Genomic DNA, 21377 nt, shown 5'->3' with positions numbered 1-21377 from the left:
AAGAAAATGCCTGCCCGATACCCGGCACAGAGCAAGACCACAAATCATGGCGATTTTGGCGCGGCCGACCAGGTGATGACGCCGGAAACGACCAGCAGGGCCGCGGCGACGATCGAAGCGAGAAAGAAATCGCCTGACATCTGGGCCAGAAACCCGGCGGCGATGGGGCCGATGATCTGGCCAAGGCCGAACGACGCCGTCATCAAGGCAAAGATGCGCCGGGGCGCCCTTGGCGCCTGCTGCCGCGCTGCCTGCAGGCCGAGCGCGGTGATGGCAATGAAGGTGCCGCCGAGCAGCAGGCCGCCAAGCAGTGGCCCCGAATATCCGCCAAGCGCCACGCTGGCAGTGACGCCGATCACCTCGATGAAGCACGCCAGCGCATAGGCGCCATAGAGCCCGATCCGCGTGGCGATCTTCTGCCAGAGCCAGGTCGAGGGAAAGCCAGCGAGGCCGGCGACCATCCACACCATGGCCTCGAAAACGCGGCTGCCACCGCCTTGCCGGACGATGGCGACCAGGAATGTCGCGGTCACCACATAGCCAAACCCAAACAGGCCGTAGGCGACGATGACCTTCATCAGCGACCGGTCTTTCGGCAGTGCCGGCTCGCGGCTGGTTTCGCCATTGGCGAGCGGGCCTTCGTTTGCCAAGAGCGCGACGACCACGAAACCACATGCCGAAATGGCCGCCGACCAGAGCCAGCCGGCTGCCCAGCCGGCATGCCCGGTGACCAGCACCGCCATCATCGCCGCCGATATCGCGATACCAAGGCCGACGCCGCCAAAATGCCAGGCCTGCAGGTCGCCACGACCGGCGGCGGCAATATGGCTGAAAACGATGCTGGCCATGAATACCATGACGAAGGCGCTGGCGAGACCCGCCAGAAAACGGATGACGAGAAAGGCGACCATTGTGTCGGTCAGCCCCATCAGCGCGGCAAGCACGGTGCTGGCGCCAAGACCTGTCAGCATCAGCAAACGCTCGCGCCCATGCGCCCAACCGCCAGCCGCGGCAAGCGCGCCGACGAGGTAGCCGAGATAATTGGCGGAAGCGATCCACCCGGCATTGGCCGGCGACAGATGCAGTTCTTCCATCATGCCGGGCAGGATCGGCGTATAGACGAAACGGCCGATGCCCATGGCCACTGCCATGGCAATCATGCCTGCGAAGGCGAAACGCAGCGCTGTGGAGTTGGCCGATTTCATTGCAGCGCACAATAAATGCAGCGACCGGTGAAACAATCCGCCTTTCATTGGGCCAGCGGAGCCTTGGCGCGCCATGCTCCGCTCGACTTTTGCTTGATCCCGAACGCGTGGCGTCCGTTCAGCAGCGGCCGCCGAAACCGGCGTGAAATGAAGCGGTCTCATGCACGGTCCGCCGCGCCGTCAGCCTGAACGGCACGTCAGCGAGTTCACGCTGCGACATGGTGTTCAGCACCGGATGCGACAGCGGATCGGTCAGCCATCTCCGCGTATCGCCGTCGCAGCGTGGCTCATGCGACGCATTCGCGGCGAACATGACCTTCAGCGACGACAACAACCTCAACATTTCCGGCTCCGCGGGTCTCCCATCAACAAGGTCGGTCGTTTCGGCCTGTCTTTCAATTGAGATTTCGGTCGGGTCGGTTTAGAAAAACTCAAATGGCCATGCTCAACCGCATCCATCTCAACGGCCTTCGCGCCGTCGAAACCGTCGCCCGTCTCGGGTCGCTCGCGGCGGCCGCCGGCGAGCTCAACGTTTCCGTCAGCGCCGTGAGCCAGCAGATAAGCCGCACTGAAAAGCAACTCGGCCAGGCGCTGTTCGAGCGCACGGCGAGCGGTCTGGTGCTGACCGAATTCGGCGCCCTCTTCGCCACCCGCCTTGGCGCGGGGTTTCGCGAGCTTGCCCACGCGGTGGCGCTGGCCGATGAGGCGACCCAATGCACGCTGGTGGTTTCGGTGGCACCGGCCTTCGCCTCGAAATGGCTGCTGCCGCGGCTGTCGCGCCACTTCACCCGGCATCCCAATGTGCTGCTCCGCATCGACGCCTCCGTGCGTCTGGCCAATCTCGACCATTCCGACATCGACATCGCCATCCGGCTTGGCGACGGCAAATGGCCGGGCGGGCGAGCAGAACTGCTTTTGGCGCAGGAGATCTTCCCGGTCTGCGCGCCATCGATCGCTGGCAAATTGAAATCGATCGAGGATTTGGCGCTGACCTGCGCCATCACCGACGAACGGGCGATGATCAACTGGGAAAGCTGGTTCGCCGCCGCCGGCGTTCCGCCCGTCACCTTCCAGAAAGGCGCGCGCTTCACCGATCCGATGCTGTGCCTGGAATCGGCGATCGCCGGCCATGGCGTGATGCTGGGCTGGCAGTTGCTGACGGCCGATGCACTGGCCGACGGGCGGCTGGTGGCGCCGTTCGGGGTCCGCGCCCAGAGCGGGCTCGGCTATTGGCTGGTCACCTCGTCGGCCAAGACCGAAAGCCGCAAGGTCCGGGACTTCAAGGTCTGGATCAAGGAAGAGATCGAGGCGACGATGGCGCAGTTCGGATCGGCGACTGCAGGACCTGCTGGCACGAACGCGGTGGAAAGCGGCGTGGCACCGGTCTATGTTGAACGAGACATCCCACTACGACAGGCAGGATCATGACCACACATTCGCGCGGCGTTTCCGCAACGATCGACCCGGTGAAGCTCGACAGGCTGGCGGAGGTCGCCATCAAGGTAGGCCTGCAATTGCAACCCGGACAGGATCTGGTGCTGACATCGTCGATCGCGGCGCTGCCGCTGACCAGGCGCATCGTCGAACACGCCTACAAGGCCGGCGCCGGACTGGTGACGCCGATCTTCAACGATGACGAGATAACGCTGGCGCGCTACCGCTTCGGCGCCGAGGCCGGCTTCGACCGCGCCGCCGGCTGGCTGTATGAGGGCATGGCGAAGGCCTTTTCCAACAATGCGGCGCGGCTTGCCGTGCGCGGCGAGGATCCCTCGCTGTTGTCGGCGCAGGACCCGGCCAAGGTGGCGCGCGCCAACAAGGCCAATTCGGTGGCCTACCAGCCGGCGCTGGAAAAGATCACCGGCTTCGACATCAACTGGAACATTATCGCTTATCCCGATCTGGCCTGGGCCAGGCAAGTCTTCCCGGACGACGCCGACGATGTCGCCGTGGCGAAGCTCGCCGACGCCATCTTCGCCGCCTCGAGAGTCGACGTCGAGGATCCGATCGGCAACTGGAAGGCGCACAACGCAGCACTGCGCGGCCGCACCGAATGGCTCAACGGCCATAATTTCCACGCCCTGCACTTCACCGGACCGGGCACCGACCTGACGGTCGGGTTGGCGGACGGCCATGAGTGGATGGGCGGCGCCTCGACGGCCAAGAACGGCATCACCTGCAACCCCAACATCCCGACCGAGGAAGTCTTCACCACGCCGCATGCAAGGCGCGTCGAAGGCCATGTCTCCTCCACGAAACCGCTGTCCTACCAGGGCACGCTGATCGACGAGATCTCGGTGCGTTTCGAAGAAGGCAGGATCGTCGAGGCCAAGGCGTCGAAGGGCGAGGATGTCTTGAAGAAAGTGCTCGACACCGACGAAGGCGCGCGCCGCCTCGGCGAAGTGGCACTGGTGCCGCATTCCTCCCCGATCTCGAAGAGCGGGCTGTTGTTCTTCAACACGCTGTTCGACGAGAACGCCGCCTGCCACATCGCGCTTGGCCAATGCTATTCGAAATGCTTCGTCAACGGCGCCTCGCTCAGCCAGGACGAGATCGCGGCGCGCGGCGGCAACAAGAGCTTCATCCACATCGACTGGATGATCGGCTCGGACAAGATCGACATTGACGGCGTCAATAAGGACGGCAGCCGCGTGCCGGTGATGCGCAAGGGCGAATGGGCCTGAGCGAGCCGTGGAGGTGTGATGGCCTTCGACATCAAGGTGAAGCGCGTCTATGAAACGCCGGAACCCGGCGATGGCCAACGCGTCCTGGTCGACCGCATCTGGCCGCGTGGTGTCAGCAAGCAGGACGCCGCGCTGACGCAATGGCTGAAGGACATCGCACCGAGCGACGACCTGCGCAAATGGTTCGGCCACGAGCCGGCGCGATGGGAAGAGTTCCAGAAGCGGTACAGAGCCGAGCTCGACGGCAATGACCAAGCAGTGGCGGAGTTGCGTGCCTTGCTTGGCAAAGGCGGGGTGACGTTGCTCTACGGAGCGCATGACGAGGCGCACAACAATGCGGTGGCGCTGGCAGGGTACTTGCGCGGGGATTGAAACGGTTTTTGAAAGCTGGCGGGACAGCGCCCCCCTCTGTCCTGCCGGACATCTCCCCCAAAAGGGGGGAGATTGATGTCGCGACGGCTTTCGCCAATTTTCAACGTTGAAGACGAAGGTCGGACAGCGGAGCTGCCAATCTCCCTCCTTGTGGGGGATGTCCGGCAGGACAGAGGGGCGCGAAGGATCGCCGCCTATCTACTTTGCACCAACCGCCTGCTCATAGACATCCGGCTTGAACCCGACGAGAATACTGTCGCCGAGTTCCAGCACCGGGCGCTTGATCATCGTCGGCTTGGCCAGCATCAGCGCCTTGGCCTTCTTTTCGTCGAGCGATTGCTTGTCTGCCTCCGGCAGCTCGCGGAATGTGGTGCTGCCCTTGTTGAGCAGCTTTTCCCAGCCGACCTTGCCGACCCAGTCATTCAGCCTGCCCGCTTCGATCCCTTCGGCCCGATAGTCATGGAAACGATAAGGCACGTCATGGCTCTCCAGCCAGACGCGCGCCTTCTTGATCGTGTCACAGTTGGTGATGCCGTACATGGTGATCGTCAAAGCGTGCTTCCCCTGGGCCGGCTGTCGAATCCGTCCCGCACCCTAAAACCGCCCTTCCCGCTTTTCCAGCCCGCACCCTATGTGAAGACGATTTGGAACCTTGCATGACGGCCAGGGCATTGCCCCGGCCGCCATGCTGTTTTTTCATCCTGCGGCGAAGAAAGCAGACTCCGGAAAGCCGACGGCATTGCCTCAATAGTAGAAGCGCTCTTCGGTGATCTTGCCGTTCTTGACCGTGTAAAGTGCAACTTCATCCATGGTGACGCGCTCGCCCGTAGCCTTGGGCGTTATGTCAAACGTGAAGCGCACGGCGAACTGGTCGCCGTTGACATAAGGGCCTTCGACGGAGCCGCCGTGCACTTCGTTGTTCTCTTGCCACCACTGGCCCTTCTGCTTGAGGGCCTCCTTGCCGTGGCTGACGGCCATCGGCCCCTCCATGGCCTCGTAACTGGCGATATCGTCGGCATTGTACTTTTCGGCAGCACCGACGTGATCACCCTGCTTGAGGAGTTCGGTGAAATCCTTGGCAATTTCCGCGATAGTCATTTGTGTTCCTCCTGTTCAGACGCACTCGAAGTAGGGAAGCGCTTGCTGGTCCGCCACCTTTGTCCGCACGACAGCTGACAAGCTGTGTCAGGACGATAGATATAGCCCGGCTCTGTGACGACGGTTTGAGGGTGAGCGATCGGCGCATCACATCGCCCTGAGCGGCCAACATTCCGGGAAAACGTACTTCTTCAGTCCGCGCAAGCTGTGCACAAGAACGAACTGCCGGGCGGCAAAGCTGATTGGGCCGATAGGCTGTTGCGGAATAAGTTTCTGGTCATAGGCCAGCGTCAAATGTGGAACCAAACCGCCTGAAGCTTTGAGGCCTTCGCGCAACATTTCTGCGCCGAGCTTCCTGCTCAATTCACAAACCGGTCCGTCATCGGCGAGAAGCACGAAAGGATGCTTGGCCGGGCGGCCCCTCGTCGCCGGGCGACCGGGAAAGCTCCTGAAATGACGGAAGGTGACATCAAACTCAGACATCGCGATGCGCCGCCCCGATCGGGCCGCTGCGAAGATGATTTTCTCTGGCAGCCTTTTGTAATCACCGACATGTTGCAGGCTGACGTGAAACCGGTGATACAGCAAACGTGAGCCGGTTATCTCACATTGGCCGCACAGCTGGCTTTGACAATCCGCAAACCGCGAATAGTCCTTCTGCTGCAAAAACAAGCCGTAGAAGACGCGCTCCGGCCGCTTAGGCCGCCATGGCGGCTCTGGAATTCCGAAATCGAACTCGCCTTGGTACATACGCGTACGCTCGCCAAGGAACGCTCCCGTTTTGCTCTGGCATATAGAACAAAACAGGAACAGACCTTTGAGTCAAGCGTGAATGGCAGAAACCGTAGCAGATGATGCCCTTGACCTTGAGGACATCAGGGATCGCCGGTCGGCGTCTTCGCGGCCGTTGTCCGACTGCTTGTGGCCGCCGATGGGGCAGGTCAGCCGGGCAGCATAGGGCAGTTGGCGCCACGGCGCAGGCTGATATGCGCCACGTCGCCGACGCTGAACTGGAAACCCTCGGCCTGGCGCGGCGCATCGATGACAACAGGCGCGCCTTTCTCGAGTTCGGCATGCAGCCGCAGCGTGCGGCCGTGAAAGACGACGCTGTTGACGCGCGCCGGCGCCGTGCCCGGCGCGGCCTCGGTCGTTGCCAGCAAGTCCTCCGGGCGCACGCCGATGGTCCGCACCTCGCCTTGCCCGGGTGACTTGCCAGTTTCAGAAGTTGCCTCCAGCGCCAGGGCGCCGGCGGTAAAACGCAGGCGATCACCGTCGCGGCCGACGAAATGCGACTGCAGGAGATTCATGGTGCCGATAAAGCTCGCCACAAACGTCGTGGCGGGCCGGTCGTACAGTACCGCCGGCGGCGCGATCTGTTCGATGCGGCCCTTGTTCATGACAACGATGCGGTCGGAGATCGACAGCGCTTCGGTCTGGTCATGGGTGACCATGACGAAGGTGGTGCCAAGCCGTGACTGCAGCCGCTTCAACTCGACCTGCATCTGTTCGCGCAGATGCGCGTCCAGCGCCGAAAGCGGTTCGTCGAGCAAGAGCACGCGCGGCTCGCAGACGATGGCGCGGGCCAGCGCCACACGCTGCCGCTGGCCGCCCGACAGTTCGGAAACGCGGGCGCGAAGCTTGTCGGCGAGGCCGACCATATCGAGGGCTTCACCGACGCGCTTTGCCTGTTCGGCTCCGGACAATCTGCGCAGCGACAGGCCGAAGCCGACATTTTCGGCGACGTTCATGTGGGGAAACAGTGCGTAGTCCTGGAACACGGTGTTGACCGGCCGGTCGTAAGGCCGAAGCGCCGTGATGTCACGGCCGTCGAGCAGCACCGTGCCGCTCGACGGGCTTTCGAAGCCGGCGATGACACGCAGACTGGTGGTCTTGCCGCACCCGGACGGCCCGAGCAGCGTGATGAGTTCGCCACTGATGATGTCGAGATCGACAGCATCGAGCCCGACGATACCGCCGGGAAAAATCTTCGAGACCGCCTGCAGTCGAACAAGGGGATCAGGCGCCATCGCGAACCTCGGACGGCTTCGTGGTGTTGACCCAGAGGATCCGGCATTGCTCGCCGCCGGGATTTCGGAAAGCGTGCAACAGCGTGCTCTTGAAGGCAAAACTGTCGCCGGTCTTCAGCACATATTTTGTCGAATCCACCACCAGTTCGACCTCCCCTGCGAGCACGTAGCCAAACTCATGGCCTGCATGCGCATAGGCTTCCGCGGTGCCGCCGCCGGCTTCCACCGTTACCAGCATGCCGGTCAGCGTCGCGCCCGGCGGCGACAGCAGCGCCTTGGCGATGCCCTCCGACTTCACCGGGATGGCGCGGCGGCTGTTTGCACGCACGCAGTAGAGATCGTTGACGGCATCGTCGCCGTCAGCGATCAGCGCCGACGGCTCGATGTCCAGAGCCGCGGCGAGCGGCCAGATGACCTTGACGCGCAGCGAAGACATGCCGCGCTCGATCTGGCTGAGCGCGCCGATCGACACGCCCGCCCTGGCGGCAAGCTCCGCCAGCGAAAGGCGGCGCTCGAGCCGCAACGCCCGCACGCGCCGACCGACGCGAACGTCGGCATCGTCTTTGGGCTTCTCGGCCTGTTCGTCCAGCATGTCCATGCATCGGTCCTCGTTTGCCGCGTCCCTATCGAGCAACGCAGCGTTGTCGTTCGCACGTTTGCGCTGCCCCTCACCCTTACCCTCTCCCCGTAAAAAACGGGGAAGAGGGGGTCGCCGACGTTGCGGCCAGTCCCCTTCTCCCCGTCTCTATTACGGGGAGAAGGTGCCGGCAGGCGGATGAGGGGCGGCGCAAGCTTCAGTAATCCAATCGCCTCCAACAAGGCTGGCCAGCGTCACCCACCGGCCTTCACCTTTTCGAACATCTTGGCGACATCGTCATTCTGCTTCATCGGTCCGGTGAAGATCGTGCTCTTCAGCATGACTTCCGGATCAGACGGCAGTTGCAGCTTTTCCAGTTCCTCCTTCGGTACGCCGGCGAAGGCGGTGCTGAGCGAGCTGCCATAGCCGTAGGACTGGATCAGGAACTTGCCCGACTCGGCGTCCAGCCGGCTGTTAATGAAGTCGTAGGCGAGATCGACGTTCTTGGCGTCCTTGAGCATGACGAAACCGCAGGCCCAGGTCAGCATACCTTCCTTCGGCTTCATGAACTCGACCGGCACGCCCTGCTTCTTCAGCGAGGTGGCCGACGCGTTCCAGGTCATGGCGGCGACCAGCTGGCCACTGGCCAGCGCCTGCTCGACCGACGTCATGTCGGTGGTGTAGCTCGACAGCAGCGGGCGCTGTTCGCGCAGCTTTGCCGCGACCTTGTCCATCTGCTCCGGGGTCATGTCGAAGGGGTTCACGCCGGCGAGCAGTGCCGCCACGATCGGCGTGTCATGCACGGCGTCTATGGTCGCCATGCGGCCGGCATATTGCTTGTCCCACAGAAGTTTCCAGCTCGCTTCGGGGTTCTTCACCAGATCGGTGCGGTAGAGGATCGAGGTGTTGCCCCAGTCCCACGGCACCATCCAGACCTTGCCGTCGCCCGCCTGCAAATCGGGCAGGTTCTTGAACACGGGGAAGATCGAATCCCAGTTCCTGATGCGCTTGGTATCGATCGGCTGCAGCAAGCCTTCCTTGTTCCAGCGGGCCACCTTGTCGTAGCAGGGATGCGCGATGTCGGGGCGGAAACCTGCCTTGACCTTGGTGAAGGCATCGTCATCGTCACCGAAGATGGAGGCCTCGACGCCATCGGGATGGGCGGCAAGGAAGCTCTTGTTGAAGTCGGGCAGCTCATACCCCGACCAGGTGAAGTACTGCAGCTTCTCGGCGGCCAGCGCCACGGTCGACGACAGTGCGAGCGCCAGTGCGGCAAGGCCGGCCCGGGCCTTGTGTCCGGCTATCGATTTCAGGTGGAATGCCATTTTCGTTCTCCTCTTCCTTGTTGTGGTTGGCGTGTTGTGATCAGGCTGGATTGGCGGGTGTTCGGCGCGCCGCGCCAAGCCCGCGATGGCGCAAAATCTCGGCGGTGCCGGCGATGATGAAGGACACGGCCAGGATCATCGTCCCAAGCGCCATGACGGTCGGCAGAGATCGTGGGAAGCGCAGCTGGCTCCAGATATAGAGCGGCAGTGTCGGCTCGGTGCCGGCAAGGAAAAAGACGACGATGAATTCGTCGAAGGAGATCAGGAAAGCGAGCATGAAGGCCGACAGCACGGCGGGCAGGCTGAGCGGCAGCATGACGCGCCGGAACGTCGTCCAGTCGGAGGCGCCAAGGTCGAGCGCCGCCTCGCGGACGGTCTTGGGGATGGCGGCGAAGCGGCTGCGCATGACGACCACCGTGGTCGGCAGCGCCACCAGTATATGGCCGAGCACGATGGCGACACGCGACGGTCCCAGGCCGACGAGGTTGACCAGGATCAGCAGCGATATGCCGACGATGACGCCGGGAATGAGGATCGGCAGCCGTGCGATGGCGCTGATGGTGGCGGCCAATGGCGAGCGGCCGTAGAGGTCCATATAGGATATGGTGATGCCGCACAGCGTGGCGCCGAAGGCCGCGATGGCGCCGATAAGGAGACTGTTCAGGAGCGCGCCGGACAGGGCGGAATTGCCATACAGCGTCGCGTACCACTGCAGTGTGAAGCCCTGCAGCGGAAACGCCGCCTGGATGGAATCGTTGAAGGAAAACAGCGGGATCAGCAGGACGGGGAGATAGAGAAACACCAGGTAGGCGAGCACATAGAGACCAAGCCAGCGGCCATTTCGTTGCGTGCCGAGGCGTTCCACTCTCATGTGCGGCTGCCAAACCTGCGGTCGGCGCCGCGTGCGACCAGCACCACGACCAGGATGACCAGCATGACGCAGACCGACAGCGCCGCGCCGAACGGCCAGTCATTGGCCTTGCCGAACTGCGACTGGATCAGCGTGCCGATCATTGTGCTGGCCGGTCCACCGACCATGGCCGGGGTGACATAGTCGCCGACCGTCGGCACGAAGACCACGAGGGCCGCGGCCAGGACGCCCGGCATCGAGTTCGGCAGCACGACCCGGCGAAAGGACGTGAACGGCCGCGCGCCAAGGTCAGAAGCGGCCTCGATCAGCGATTTCGGAATGGTCTCCAGCGCCACATAGATCGGCAGGATGGCGAAAGGCGCATAAGCGTGGGCAAGCGTGACGACGACAGCGGCCGGCGTATTGAGAAACGCCAATGTCGGCTGGGACCAGATACCGCTTTCGATCAGCGCCGAGTTCAGGACGCCGTTATAGGCGAGCACGATCTTCCAGGCGAAGACGCGCAGCAGGTAGCTGGTCCAGAACGGCAGTGTCACCAGGAACAGGAGCAGGCCACGCCGCGGCCCGGCGTAGAACGCAAGGTAATAGGCAACGGGGTAGGCGGTGACCACCGTGGCCAGGGTGACCAGCGCGGCGATGACCAGCGAGCGCAGCGTCACCGTCCAGTAGAGCGGATCCGAAACCACCGTGACGAAATTCGCCAGGCCGAAGCCGCTGCCCAGCAGCGAACCGTCATTGCCGCGGAAGGCAAGGAAAAGCACGAGGCCAAGCGCAAACAGAATCAGCAGGAAAGTGACAAGCGCGCCCGGCAGCAGCATGGCGAACCGGAAGCCTGACGAAGACCGGGCCTCGGACACCCGTGCCGCAACTAGGGTCGACATCGACCGGCTCACCCAAAGTTTGAAATTGCCGAAGAGTTTTTCATATTTGTGAAACTGTCAAGCGAAATCCCGAAGGCGATTTGTGACTAGCATCCACTGAAACCAATTCGACAGGGTTTGAACGGGCCACGTGAAATACCCAGAGGTTTCATACTCTTGAAAAGAACCAGTCGGATTTTGACAGGTGACCGCCACAGACCACTTGTCGGAAAGCCGGAATTTCATGGACGAGACAGCTGTCTGAATCGCCATCGAACGGGATAGACCTTTGAGCGGAATCCGGGGAAAGTGCCGCGCCGACCCGGCAAGCCGCATTTCGATGATCAGAGGACCGCACCCATGACGAACCCGACGCATCTGCCTATTGAGGGCCTTTTTGTCGGCCGCGCCAGGAGCAGCGATGCCTCGCATCCTCTGGTGGTCACGGTGCGGGATGGCACCGTCTTCGACATCACGTCGAGCGCGGCACCGACGGTGCGTGACGTCTGCGAGATGGCCGAACCAGCAAGCCACGTCCGTTCGGCCAAGGGCAAGCCGATCGGCTCGCTCGACGATATCGCCGCCAACAGTTTCGAGGCCACGCGTGATCCGGCAAAACCATACCTCCTGTCCCCGGTCGACCTGCAGGCCATCAAGGCATCGGGCGTGACTTTTGTCGTCAGCCTGCTCGAACGGGTGATCGAGGAGCAGGCGCGCGGCTCGGCGGAAAAGGCCGACGCCATCCGCGCCGACATTGCCGGGCTGATCGGCCATGACCTTTCGAAGCTCAAGCCCGGTTCGCCCGAAGCGATGGAGATCAAGGCCAAGCTGATTTCGCGCGGCGCCTGGTCGCAATATCTGGAAGTGGGCATCGGCCCGGATGCGGAAATCTTCACCAAGTGCCAGCCGATGGCCTCGGTCGGCTTCGGCGCCGATGTCGGCCTCCATCCGGTATCGACCTGGAACAATCCGGAGCCGGAGATCGCCATGGTCGCGGCCAGCAGCGGCAGGATCGTCGGCGCCACCATCGGCAACGATGTCAATCTGCGGGACGTCGAGGGGCGTTCGGCGCTGCTGCTCGGCAAGGCCAAGGACAACAATGCGTCGGCTTCCCTCGGTCCTTTCATCCGCCTGTTCGACGACGCATTCTCGATCGATGACGTGAGGCGCGCCGTCGTGCGCCTGAAGGTCGAGGGCGAGGATGGATTCTCGCTGGAAGGCGCAAGCTCGATGGCCGAGATCAGTCGCTCGCCCGAAGAACTGGTCGCCGCCGCCATGGGTCCGCATCACCAATATCCGGATGGGCTGGCGCTTTATCTCGGCACCATGTTCGTGCCCTCGAAGGATCGCGGCGAAAAGGGCAAGGGCTTTACCCACAAGGTCGGCGACATCGTCACCATCTCGTCGGAAAAATTCGGCGCGCTTGTCAACCGGGTGCGGCTGTCGCCCGATTGCCCGCATTGGACTTATGGCGCCAGCCATCTGATGCGCGACCTCGCCAAGGCCGGCCTGCTCTAGCGCTGGAGCAACCGGGGCGCCGAACGCGGTCAGGACAGCCCGCTCGGCCGAGCGCTAGGCCGAGCATACAACGCACCCGGAAAATCACCCCCAACTGATGCAATCTGATGGGTCCGTTGATGGCGCCCGGTCAGCCGCCAACTACATCTGCAGATGGAGGCTTGCCATCCGTCGAAAAAGGGAATGCTCTTGGGCATCCGAGCGGCGCTGGCAAAAGACGCAATCCGGCTGAAGCCGGAACAAGGGACAGATCATCTTCAACCGGGAGGAAATCAAATGCTGACGAGACTAAGACTTGTGCTCTACGGCCTGCTGGTCGCGCTGACGGTTCTACCGGCAGCCGCGCAGGCCAAGACGTTCTACTGGATTTCACATGGCGGCCCGGCCGATCCGGTCTGGACCTACTTCCTTGCCGGCGCCAAGCAATGGGCCAAGGATACCGGCAACACCGTCAACACCTCGTTCCACAATGGCGACGTCGCCTCCCAGCAGGAAGCGGTTCGCGCCGCGATCTCAGCCAAGGCCGACGGCATCGTCACCACCAGCCCCGATCCGGGCAGCCTCGTCGAAATCGTCAAGGAAGCCCGCACGGCCAACATCCCGATCATCAACTTCAACACGCCCGATCCCAAGGCCAACTTCAATGCCTATGTCGGCGGCGACAACGTCACCTTCGGCAAGCATTGGGCGCAGTACCTGGTCGACAAAGGGCTGGTGAAGAAGGGCGACTTCGTCTGGATGCCGGTCGAGATCCCCGGCGCCACCTATGGCGTACAGGAAGAGGAAGGCATCAAGAGCGTCTTCGGCCCGCTCGGCGTCACCTATGAAGTGACCGAGGCGACGCTCGACCAGGCCGAAGTGATCAACCGCATGGTCGATTACCTCACCGCCCACAAGGGCAAGGTGAAGGCCATCATCGGCCTCGGCGACCTCGTCACCGGCTCGATCAAGCGGGTGTTCGACCAGGTCGGCATCAAGCCCGGCGAAATCCCGGTCGTGGGCTGGGGCAATTCGCTCGACACCACCCAGGAAGTGCTGAACGGCTACGTCAATGCCGGCCAGTGGCAAGACCCGCAGGCGACCAGCTATGTCGCGCTGTCGCTGGCCAACATGGCCGCCAGCGGCATTCCTCCAGGCTTCAACGTCATCACCGGCGCGCTCTATGAAAAAGACACCGCCGGGGTCTACGACAAGATCCTGTCCGGCAAATAAACCCGCGATCCCTGGCGCCGCGCTCTTCTTGAGGCGCAGCGTCAGGAATCTTCCCTGCGCCGCGAGTTGTCCCACCTGCGGTGGGAATCGCGGCACCTTCCAAACATGTCGCGGGTTGCCTGTGGAAAATCATTCGCTCATCCAACGCCTGATCGCGCGGCCGGAATTCGGACCCCTCGTTCTACTGGTCGTCGAAATCGCCGTTTTCTGGAGCATCAATCCCGATTTCCTGTCGCCGCAGAACATCTCCAACACGCTGGCCTTCACCGTCGAACTCGGCCTGATCGCGCTGGCGATGACATTGCTGATGACCTCAGGCGAATTCGACCTGTCCGTCGGGTCCCTGTTCGGCTTCTCGCCGGTGCTGATGTGGACGCTGTTCAATGGCGGCGTCACCTCGCTGGAGATGGGCTTCGTCGTCGCGCTGGTGGTCGCCGCCCTCATCGGCCTGGTCAATGGCTGGTTCGTCACGCAGCTCAAGATCCCGTCCTTCCTGGTGACGCTCGGCATGCTTTTGGTGGTGCGCGGCAGCGCCCTTTTCATCACCGACGGCTTTCCGCAGCGGACCTGGAGCGCCGAGGGCAGCTGGCTGGCGGAAGCGCTGGTCGGCGACTTCTTCATCGGCCCGTTCCGCATCTACATGTCGCTGTTCTGGTTCATCGCCGCGGCGATCGCGCTTGGCTATGTGCTGACGCAAAGCCGGACCGGCAACTGGATCCAGGCGGCGGGCGGCAATCCCAACGCGGCGCGCGCTCGCGGCGTCAATGTCAACCGCGTCAAGATCGGCCTGTTCATCCTGTCGTCGGTCATGGCCTCGCTTGCCGGCGTCATCTCCTCGCTGCGCACGTCCGCCGCCAACCCCAACAGCGGCACCGGCTACGAACTCGAGGTGATCGCCATGGTGGTCATTGGCGGCACGGCGCTGACCGGCGGGCGCGGCACCATCATCGGCACCGTGCTCGGCATCCTGATCCTGCGCGTGATGCGCAACGGCATCGTGCTGATCGGCGTGCCTGGCCTTGCCTACAACATCTTCATCGGCGCGATCATCCTTGGCATGATGGCGCTTCATTCATGGCTGGAACGCCGGCATCAGGCGGGGACTTGAACCATGGCTGAGCCGCTCATCCGCATGCAGAACATCCGTAAGTCCTACGGCCGCGTGCAGGCGCTGGTGGATGCCAATTTCCACGTCAACGAACGAGAGATCGTCGGCCTGCTCGGCGACAACGGCGCCGGCAAATCGACGCTGATCAAGGTGCTGTCCGGCGCCGTGCCGCTGACCAGCGGCGACATCTTCATCCGCGGCAAGAAGGTGAACTTGCGCAGCACCAGCGACGCGATCGCCAACGGCATCGAGACCATCTACCAGGATTCCGCACTGGTCACGCAATTGTCCATCGCCCGCAACCTGTTCCTGGGGCGAGAGCCGATCAAGCCGCCGCGCTTCCTCAACCGCATGGACCAGGAGGCGATGAACACGGTCGCCCGCGACCTGCTCAAGCAGGTCGGCATCTCCAAGAACATCCCGCCGACCACGCCGATCGGCTCGCTCTCCGGCGGCGAGCGGCAGGCGGTGGCGATCGCGCGCGCCATGCATTTCGACAGCGACCTCATCATCCTCGACGAGCCGACCAACAACCTTGGCGTGGCCGAAACACAGGGCGTGCTGAGTTTCGTGCGCAACGCACGCGATTCCGGTCATTCCTGCATCTTCATCGCACACAACATCCACCATGTCTTCCAGGTGGTCGACCGCATCGTCGTCATGCGCCGGGGCAAGGTGGTCGCCGACGACATCGATCCGAAGAAGACCAGTGTCGCGGAAGTCGAACGGATCATCATCGGCATGTCGGACAAGGAAATCCGGGACGCCATCGCCGACGGCAAACCGGCGCACTGAGGACGGCAGAAGCCGTCCTGTCGAAAACCGTCGAATGCGAATGCGGATGATGGTGGGCAATCATCCGTCGCTCAGATCGCATCGCTTCTCACATCACCCGTCTGGCGCGCCAACGCGTCGGCGCATAGGGTTGCGGCATGAAGGCCACCGTCTCCGATATCGCCAGGAACTGCGGGCTCTCGACGGCGACAGTCGACAGGGTGCTCAACAATCGGTCCGGAGTGAGCGCCGCCAACAGACAGCGCGTCATGGAGGCCGCCAAGCAGCTTGGCTATTTGCCGGTCGCCGATCAGGTGACGCTTCCCTCCAAGCCCGCAAACCTCGAATTCTTCCTGCCGATCGGCAGCAACGCCTTCATGCAGGATCTGGCAAGGCACATCGAGGACTATGCGTCGCGCCTGCCGCTGGTCGCGTCCTGCCGGATCCACAACCTCGCCGGCATCTCGCCGAACGCATTGCAGACAGCCGTGGAAAACCTGTCGCTGAGGGCTAATGGCGTCGGTGTCATCGCCATCGACCATCCACGAACCCGCAACATCCTGGGCGACATTGTCGAAGCCGGCATCCGCCTGGTGACGCTGGTGTCGGATATTCCGGCCGCCCCCCGCTCGGCCTATGTCGGCATCGACAACCGGGTGGCGGGGCGAACGGCGGCGCTGTTGATGGGGCGTTTCCTCGGCGGACGCGAGGGTCAGCTGGCGATGGTCGTCGGCTCGCGCTCCTATCGTGGGCATGAAGAGCGCGAAATGGGTTTCCGCTCGGTGCTTGGCGAGGAGTTTCCCAACCTGACCATAAGCAGTGCCGTCGAGATCAACGACGAACCGGATGCCAGCTACGCCGAGACGATGAAGGCGCTGCACGACGAACCGGAACTGCTCGGCATCTATTGTGTCGGGGCCGGACGCTCCGGTGTTGCGAAAGCCATCCGGGAGGCGCGGCCCAATCGCAAGCCGGTGTTCATCTGCCACGATCTGACCAAGGAGACGCGCGGCTACCTCGTCGACGACCTTGTCGACGTAGTCATCGACCAGAATGCCAGGCTGATCGCGGAACAATCGGTCATCCGCCTGCTCGGCTCCATTGCGTCATCGGCACCCTATCTGACCCGGAAATTTATCGAGCCGCGGCTGATTTTTAGGGAAAACGTGCCGGTGCAGTGAGGTCGCACCCGAATACGACACGGCAAATCTGCACAGCAGCTATGCACGATTCACAGTTGCCGAATCATTGGGCAATTCGTAGCTTCTGGTTGTCGGCCATCTACTCCTCCCAGATGCGATGCCGACGCTGAATGGGGTGCACCTCCTCCCGCGCCACATTCGAAATCGAGCCCGCTGCCACCTCCTCCCGGCAGCGGGCTTTTTTCGTCCAGCCGGCGGGAAGTGCGGTAGCACCCGGGCCAACAAAGGCGCCAGGCGTCGCCGCCGATGCGATCGGGAAATGACCGATAGCCGCGACGAATTTCAGCCGGCCGCAGCGCCCCGGAAGGAAACGATCAGTCCTTCCGCCATGCGCACGAATTGCGTGCTGGGGCCTTCGGTGCCGACGGTCTGCACGCTGACACGCGCGCCCTCGAACAGCAGCGACAGCGTATCGGCGAGAAGCTCGGCCTGGCCGATGCCGGCATCGCGGCACAGTCCGACCAGGCGTTCGCGCTGGGCTTCCTTGAGTTCCTTGATCACGCGCCTTGCCGGATGGTCCGGCTCGGTCAACTCAGCGGCGGCGTTGGCCATGTCGCAGCCGCGGCCGTCGGTATTGAGCATGGCGGCCGCCTTTGAAACCCAGGCGTGAAGCTGCGCGAGCTTGTCGCCCGGATGCTCCGCTTCGAATGTTTCCCACATCGCGCCGGCCTTGGCCGCATTGGCGCGCAGGCACTCGACGATGAGATCGTCCTTGGATTCGAAGTGACGATAGAGCGTCATCTTGTTCGTGCCGGCAGCTTCAGTGATGGCGTCGACGCCGACGCCTTTGATGCCGTGCTTGTGGAACATGTCGCGTGCCGTCTCCAGGATCCGATCCCGGGGACGAGAGCGCTCCACGACGCCGTCTGTCATCATGATCTCCTTTCGTTTCCAAAAAACCCTCGGCCACCTCTTGACTAGGGTGTTACCGGTCTGTAACTTCCAGAATGTTACTTACTGGTAACACCTATATCGTCCGCCGTCAATAACAAGGTCGTGATCTGGTCCTACCAGATCGAGACAGACGAAAAGATTGCCAATCATGCGGCCTCGGCCGGTGAAGAGATGAAAAACGGTTCGCGAGCATGGGCTGCGAATCGACAGACAAGGAGCCGGCCAATGTCACAGCGCCGCGATCTTACCATAGATGAAGCCGTCCGGGATCCGATGATCCGGCTGGTCATGAAAGCCGATGGCGTCGACCCGCGCGCCCTCGAAACGATGCTGCGATCGCTCGCCGATGCGCAGAACCGGGACGAACCGCTACTCCGCACGCTGGACAATACCGGGCGCCGCCAGCGGCTGTCCACCGTTGCCCGCGCATTCGGCAGGGCAAGAGCAGCAGGCGAGGCGTGTGTGTCGTGGTAAATTTCTTCATCCACCGTCCGATCTTCGCCTCCGCGATCGCCATCATCATGGTGCTCGCCGGGACGATTTGTTATTTCCTGCTGCCGGTCTCGCAGTTTCCCGACATCACGCCGCCCCAGGTCGTCGTCAGCGCCCATTATCCGGGCGCCAGCGCGCAAGTGGTGGCCGATACGGTGACAACGCCGCTGGAGCAGCAGATCAACGGCGTGCAAGGCATGACCTACATGTCGTCGACGAGCTCGAATGACGGCTCCTCGACCATCACCATCACCTTCGATGTCGGTTATTCCTTGAGCACCGCCGCCGTCGACGTCCAGAACCGCGTCTCGCAGGCGGCTTCGTCGCTGCCGGCGATCGTCAACCAGGGCGGCGTGACGATCAAGAAGCAGAACCCGAACTTCGTGCTGATCGTCAACCTCACCTCGCCCGACAATTCCGTCGATCCGGTGGCGCTTTCGAATCTCGCCTATCTGCAGGTTGTCGATCCGCTGAAGCGCTTGCCCGGCGTCGGCGACGTGCAGATCTTCGGCGAGCGGCGCTATTCGATGCGTGTCTGGCTCGATCCGGACAAGCTCGCCAACCTCGGCATCACCGCCGTCGACGTGCAGAACGCCATTTCCGAGCAGAATGTCCAGGTGGCGGCCGGCAAGATCGGCCAGTCGCCCGCCCCTGCCGGCACCGCCTTCGAGATGCAGGTCAACGCCGTCGGCCGCCTGAGCGATCCGAAGGAATTCGGCGACATCGTCGTGCGCGCCAACACGACCAGCGGCTCGCTGGTGCGGCTGCGCGACGTTGCCCGCATCGAGCTCGGCGCGCTGCAATATTCGTCCTCGGCCTTCTTCGGCAAGGACCCGACCGTCGTGCTCGCCGTCTATCAGATGCCCGGTTCCAACGCGCTCGACCTTCAGCAGCGCGTCAAGGACAAGATGCAGGAGCTGTCGACCCGGTTCCCGAAGGGCGTCTCCTACGCCATGCACTACGACACGACGCGCTTCGTCTCGGCGTCGATGCATGACGTGCTGATCACGCTCGGCGAAGCGCTGGTGCTGGTCGTCGCGGTGGTGTTCGTGTTCCTGCAAAGCTGGCGCACGACCATCATCCCGACCATCGCCATTCCGGTGTCGCTGGTGGCGACGCTTGTGGTCATGGAGATGCTGGGCTTCTCTCTCAACATGCTGTCCCTGCTCGGCATGGTGCTGGCGATCGGCCTTGTCGTCGACGACGCCATCGTGGTGGTGGAGAATGTCGAGCGACAGCTCGAGGCCGGACTGAGACCGCTGGCGGCCACCAAGGCCGCCATGGCCGAAGTCACCGGGCCGATCATCGCCACCACCGCCGTGCTGATGGCGGTGTTCATACCAGTCGCCTTCATTCCCGGCGTTTCGGGGCGGCTCTACAACCAGTTCGCATTGACGGTGGCGATTTCGGTCGGCATTTCCGCCTTCAATTCGCTGACGCTGAGCCCGGCGCTTAGTGCCGCCTTCCTGCGCCATCGCCATGACACGCAGTTCGTGCTGTTCCGCTGGTTCAACACCGGCTTCGACAGACTGTCGCATGCCTATGCCCATGGCGTGCGCCTCCTCGTCCGCCTGCGCTGGATCATGCTCGGCCTGTTCGCGGCCGGGCTTGTCGCCACCTATTTCGTATGGCAGCGCCTGCCCTCGACCTTTCTTCCGGTCGAGGACCAGGGCTATTTCTTCGTCGTCATCCAGTTGCCGGACGGCGCCTCTCTGGAACGCACCGACGCGGTGGCGCAGAAGGCACGCGACATCCTGCAGGCGACGCCCGGCGTCGACATTGTCGGCTCGATCAGCGGCCTGAACTTCCTGACCAGTGCCGCCCAGTCGAATTCGGCCGTCGAATTCGCTATCCTGAAGCCATGGGAGGAGCGCGGCCCCGACCAGAGTGCCTCGAAACTCGTTGCCGACGTGCGGATGAAGCTGCTGCAGATTCCGGAAGCCTTCGCGCTCTCCTTCGATCCGCCGTCCATCCCTGGCATCGGTACGACCGGCGGCTTCGAATTCGTCGTCGAGGACCTCACCGGCCGGGGCAGCAATGCGCTCAACGACGCAACGCAGGCCGTGATCGCCGAGGCGCGCAAGCAGCCCGAGATCAATCCGCAGCAACTGTTCTCGCCCTTCTCGACCTCGACGCCGCAGTTCAACTACGACCTCGATCGAGCCAAGGCGAAGCTGCTCGGCCTCAACCTGCCCGACGTCTTCAACACGCTGCAGATCTATCTCGGCTCGCTCTACGTGAACGACTTCAACCTGTTTGGCCGCACCTTCCGGGTGACTATCCAGGCAGACAAGGATGCACGCGCGGGTGCGGCCGACATTTCGCGGCTCTATGTGCGCAATGCTTCCGGCGGCATGGTGCCGCTCAGCACGCTGGGCAAGCTGGTACCGTTCGTGGGTCCGGAGACCGTGCCGCATTACAACAACAACGCCTCGGCCACGATCAATGGCGGCGCCGCGCCCGGCTTCTCGTCCGGTCAAGCTGTCGCTGCCATGGAACGGGCGGCCGCCACCGCGCTGCCGAGGGATTTCGGTTTCGAATGGACCGGCATCACCTTCCAGGAGCTGAAAGCGGGATCGATCGCGTCCGTCGTCTTCGGGCTAGCTATCGTCTTCGTCTTCCTGATCCTGGCGGCTCAATATGAGAGCTGGGCGATGCCGTTCATGGTGCTGCTGGCGGTGCCGCTCGCTCTGTTCGGCGCGTTCGCCGCACTCTGGGCGCGAGGCATGCAGATCGACGTCTACTCGCAGATCGGCTTCGTCATGCTGATCGGCCTGGCGGCCAAGAACGCGATCCTGATCGTCGAGTTCGCAAGACGGCGGCGCGAGGAAGGCTTGAGCATCGTCGAGGCGGCCATGGAAGCCGCGCGGCTCAGGTTGCGGCCGATCCTGATGACCGCCTTCGCCTTCATCCTCGGCGTGCTGCCGCTGATGTTCGCCACGGGTGCGGGCGCGGCAAGCCGCCAATCGATCGGCACCACCGTGTTTGGCGGCATGGTCGCCGCGACCATCCTGTCGCTGGTGTTCGTGCCGGTCTTCTACGCGGTCATCGAACAATTCCGCGAACGCCGTGGCGGTGATGAGCCTGCCGCCACGCACACTGAACCAACCGCCGAACACGCCTTCCCTCCCCTGGCGCAAGCGGCCGAATAAGATTGGAGA

General features: G+C 63.0%; 21 protein-coding genes. 10 read left to right on the top strand and 11 right to left on the bottom strand.

The features are described 5' to 3' along the window. Positions 1-44 precede the first annotated feature (44 nt). Complete coding sequence (locus tag FJ930_RS03000; protein ID WP_141834657.1) at positions 45-1205, bottom strand: YbfB/YjiJ family MFS transporter; 1161 nt, start codon at positions 1203-1205, stop codon at positions 45-47. 118 nt (positions 1206-1323) lie between these two features. Further along, positions 1324-1548, bottom strand: a complete 225-nt coding sequence (locus FJ930_RS02995; RefSeq protein ID WP_141834652.1) for a propionyl-CoA synthetase — start codon at positions 1546-1548, stop codon at positions 1324-1326. A 92-nt stretch (positions 1549-1640) separates the two neighbouring features. On the opposite strand from FJ930_RS02995, the gene FJ930_RS02990 reads away from it, so the two are divergent. From FJ930_RS02990 to FJ930_RS02980, 3 genes are read left to right on the top strand one after another with little or no spacing between them, the layout of a single operon-like run. After that, positions 1641-2633, top strand: a complete 993-nt coding sequence (locus tag FJ930_RS02990) for a LysR substrate-binding domain-containing protein (RefSeq protein ID WP_141834649.1) — start codon at positions 1641-1643, stop codon at positions 2631-2633. Then, positions 2630-3886 carry an aminopeptidase gene (locus tag FJ930_RS02985; RefSeq protein ID WP_141834646.1) on the top strand — a complete coding sequence of 419 codons (1257 nt, stop codon included), beginning with the start codon at positions 2630-2632 and terminating at the stop codon, positions 3884-3886. The genes FJ930_RS02990 and FJ930_RS02985 overlap by 4 nt, the downstream gene beginning before the upstream one ends. Before the next feature lie 18 nt (positions 3887-3904). Then, positions 3905-4258: a DUF488 domain-containing protein gene (locus tag FJ930_RS02980; RefSeq protein WP_141834644.1), complete on the top strand. Its 354-nt coding sequence runs from the start codon at positions 3905-3907 to the stop codon at positions 4256-4258. Between the two features lie 198 nt (positions 4259-4456). Here FJ930_RS02980 and FJ930_RS02970 read toward each other — a convergent pair whose 3' ends face one another. From FJ930_RS02970 to FJ930_RS02935, 8 genes are all read right to left on the bottom strand, one after another. Next, on the bottom strand, positions 4457-4810 hold the full coding sequence (locus FJ930_RS02970) for an ArsC family reductase (RefSeq protein ID WP_141834641.1): 354 nt from the start codon (positions 4808-4810) through the stop codon (positions 4457-4459). 192 nt (positions 4811-5002) lie between these two features. Next, positions 5003-5356 carry a nuclear transport factor 2 family protein gene (locus tag FJ930_RS02965; protein WP_141834637.1) on the bottom strand — a complete coding sequence of 118 codons (354 nt, stop codon included), beginning with the start codon at positions 5354-5356 and terminating at the stop codon, positions 5003-5005. 147 nt (positions 5357-5503) lie between these two features. Continuing rightward, on the bottom strand, positions 5504-6106 hold the full coding sequence (locus FJ930_RS02960) for a 2'-5' RNA ligase family protein (RefSeq protein ID WP_141834634.1): 603 nt from the start codon (positions 6104-6106) through the stop codon (positions 5504-5506). Between the two features lie 191 nt (positions 6107-6297). After that, on the bottom strand, positions 6298-7383 hold the full coding sequence (locus tag FJ930_RS02955) for an ABC transporter ATP-binding protein (protein ID WP_141834631.1): 1086 nt from the start codon (positions 7381-7383) through the stop codon (positions 6298-6300). Further along, a complete protein-coding gene (locus FJ930_RS02950; RefSeq protein WP_141834628.1) occupies positions 7373-7981 on the bottom strand; it encodes a cupin domain-containing protein in 609 nt (202 codons plus the stop codon). Before FJ930_RS02950 ends, FJ930_RS02955 begins: the two co-directional genes overlap by 11 nt. Before the next feature lie 233 nt (positions 7982-8214). Further along, positions 8215-9285 (bottom strand): ABC transporter substrate-binding protein, encoded by a 1071-nt coding sequence (locus FJ930_RS02945; RefSeq protein WP_141834624.1) that lies wholly within the window; start codon positions 9283-9285, stop codon positions 8215-8217. Between the two features lie 40 nt (positions 9286-9325). Further along, positions 9326-10156 carry an ABC transporter permease gene (locus FJ930_RS02940; RefSeq protein ID WP_141834623.1) on the bottom strand — a complete coding sequence of 277 codons (831 nt, stop codon included), beginning with the start codon at positions 10154-10156 and terminating at the stop codon, positions 9326-9328. Beyond that, complete coding sequence (locus FJ930_RS02935; RefSeq protein WP_141834620.1) at positions 10153-11037, bottom strand: ABC transporter permease; 885 nt, start codon at positions 11035-11037, stop codon at positions 10153-10155. The genes FJ930_RS02940 and FJ930_RS02935 overlap by 4 nt, the downstream gene beginning before the upstream one ends. Positions 11038-11376: 339 nt before the next feature. Here FJ930_RS02935 and FJ930_RS02930 point away from each other — a divergent pair, with 339 nt between their 5' ends. The 5 genes from FJ930_RS02930 (at position 11377) to FJ930_RS02910 (ending at position 16809) form a co-directional block, all read left to right on the top strand. Continuing rightward, positions 11377-12534, top strand: a complete 1158-nt coding sequence (locus FJ930_RS02930) for a fumarylacetoacetate hydrolase family protein (protein WP_141834617.1) — start codon at positions 11377-11379, stop codon at positions 12532-12534. Between the two features lie 276 nt (positions 12535-12810). Then, positions 12811-13746, top strand: coding sequence for a substrate-binding domain-containing protein (locus tag FJ930_RS02925; protein WP_140607295.1), 936 nt, complete (start codon positions 12811-12813; stop codon positions 13744-13746). A 121-nt stretch (positions 13747-13867) separates the two neighbouring features. Next, positions 13868-14854: an ABC transporter permease gene (locus FJ930_RS02920; RefSeq protein WP_141834614.1), complete on the top strand. Its 987-nt coding sequence runs from the start codon at positions 13868-13870 to the stop codon at positions 14852-14854. Between the two features lie 3 nt (positions 14855-14857). Further along, positions 14858-15649 carry an ATP-binding cassette domain-containing protein gene (locus tag FJ930_RS02915; protein WP_141834611.1) on the top strand — a complete coding sequence of 264 codons (792 nt, stop codon included), beginning with the start codon at positions 14858-14860 and terminating at the stop codon, positions 15647-15649. A 137-nt stretch (positions 15650-15786) separates the two neighbouring features. Further along, on the top strand, positions 15787-16809 hold the full coding sequence (locus FJ930_RS02910) for a LacI family DNA-binding transcriptional regulator (RefSeq protein ID WP_141834608.1): 1023 nt from the start codon (positions 15787-15789) through the stop codon (positions 16807-16809). Between the two features lie 303 nt (positions 16810-17112). Here the strand turns inward: FJ930_RS02910 and FJ930_RS02905 are convergent, their stop codons facing one another. Beyond that, entirely contained in the window at positions 17113-17703 is a 591-nt protein-coding gene (locus FJ930_RS02905) for a TetR/AcrR family transcriptional regulator (RefSeq protein WP_140747516.1), read from the bottom strand. Between the two features lie 246 nt (positions 17704-17949). Between FJ930_RS02905 and FJ930_RS02900 the strand changes: the two genes are divergently transcribed. Continuing rightward, the gene (locus FJ930_RS02900; RefSeq protein WP_140747519.1) at positions 17950-18198 is read left to right on the top strand and encodes a hypothetical protein; all 249 of its coding nucleotides are present in this window, start codon (positions 17950-17952) and stop codon (positions 18196-18198) included. Next, positions 18192-21368: a multidrug efflux RND transporter permease subunit gene (locus FJ930_RS02895; protein ID WP_141834604.1), complete on the top strand. Its 3177-nt coding sequence runs from the start codon at positions 18192-18194 to the stop codon at positions 21366-21368. Before FJ930_RS02900 ends, FJ930_RS02895 begins: the two co-directional genes overlap by 7 nt. Positions 21369-21377 lie beyond the last annotated feature (9 nt).

Origin of the sequence: Mesorhizobium sp. B2-4-15, from assembly GCF_006658505.1 — a bacterium.
Lineage (GTDB): Bacteria > Pseudomonadota > Alphaproteobacteria > Rhizobiales > Rhizobiaceae > Mesorhizobium.
Note: the sequence above shows the minus strand (reverse complement) of the source record. Positions and strands in the feature narration are given on the sequence as shown.

Bases quoted from the DNA above. Each gene is read 5' to 3' on its own strand.
- FJ930_RS03000 (WP_141834657.1), bottom strand. From the start codon at position 1,205: ATGAAATCGGCCAACTCCACAGCGCTGCGTTTCGCCTTCGCAGGCATG.
- FJ930_RS02995 (WP_141834652.1), bottom strand. From the start codon at position 1,548: ATGTTGAGGTTGTTGTCGTCGCTGAAGGTCATGTTCGCCGCGAATGCG.
- FJ930_RS02990 (WP_141834649.1), top strand. From the start codon at position 1,641: ATGGCCATGCTCAACCGCATCCATCTCAACGGCCTTCGCGCCGTCGAA.
- FJ930_RS02985 (WP_141834646.1), top strand. From the start codon at position 2,630: ATGACCACACATTCGCGCGGCGTTTCCGCAACGATCGACCCGGTGAAG.
- FJ930_RS02980 (WP_141834644.1), top strand. From the start codon at position 3,905: ATGGCCTTCGACATCAAGGTGAAGCGCGTCTATGAAACGCCGGAACCC.
- FJ930_RS02965 (WP_141834637.1), bottom strand. From the start codon at position 5,356: ATGACTATCGCGGAAATTGCCAAGGATTTCACCGAACTCCTCAAGCAG.
- FJ930_RS02960 (WP_141834634.1), bottom strand. From the start codon at position 6,106: ATGTACCAAGGCGAGTTCGATTTCGGAATTCCAGAGCCGCCATGGCGG.
- FJ930_RS02955 (WP_141834631.1), bottom strand. From the start codon at position 7,383: ATGGCGCCTGATCCCCTTGTTCGACTGCAGGCGGTCTCGAAGATTTTT.
- FJ930_RS02950 (WP_141834628.1), bottom strand. From the start codon at position 7,981: ATGGACATGCTGGACGAACAGGCCGAGAAGCCCAAAGACGATGCCGAC.
- FJ930_RS02945 (WP_141834624.1), bottom strand. From the start codon at position 9,285: ATGGCATTCCACCTGAAATCGATAGCCGGACACAAGGCCCGGGCCGGC.
- FJ930_RS02940 (WP_141834623.1), bottom strand. From the start codon at position 10,156: ATGAGAGTGGAACGCCTCGGCACGCAACGAAATGGCCGCTGGCTTGGT.
- FJ930_RS02935 (WP_141834620.1), bottom strand. From the start codon at position 11,037: ATGTCGACCCTAGTTGCGGCACGGGTGTCCGAGGCCCGGTCTTCGTCA.
- FJ930_RS02930 (WP_141834617.1), top strand. From the start codon at position 11,377: ATGACGAACCCGACGCATCTGCCTATTGAGGGCCTTTTTGTCGGCCGC.
- FJ930_RS02925 (WP_140607295.1), top strand. From the start codon at position 12,811: ATGCTGACGAGACTAAGACTTGTGCTCTACGGCCTGCTGGTCGCGCTG.
- FJ930_RS02915 (WP_141834611.1), top strand. From the start codon at position 14,858: ATGGCTGAGCCGCTCATCCGCATGCAGAACATCCGTAAGTCCTACGGC.
- FJ930_RS02910 (WP_141834608.1), top strand. From the start codon at position 15,787: ATGAAGGCCACCGTCTCCGATATCGCCAGGAACTGCGGGCTCTCGACG.
- FJ930_RS02905 (WP_140747516.1), bottom strand. From the start codon at position 17,703: ATGACAGACGGCGTCGTGGAGCGCTCTCGTCCCCGGGATCGGATCCTG.
- FJ930_RS02900 (WP_140747519.1), top strand. From the start codon at position 17,950: ATGTCACAGCGCCGCGATCTTACCATAGATGAAGCCGTCCGGGATCCG.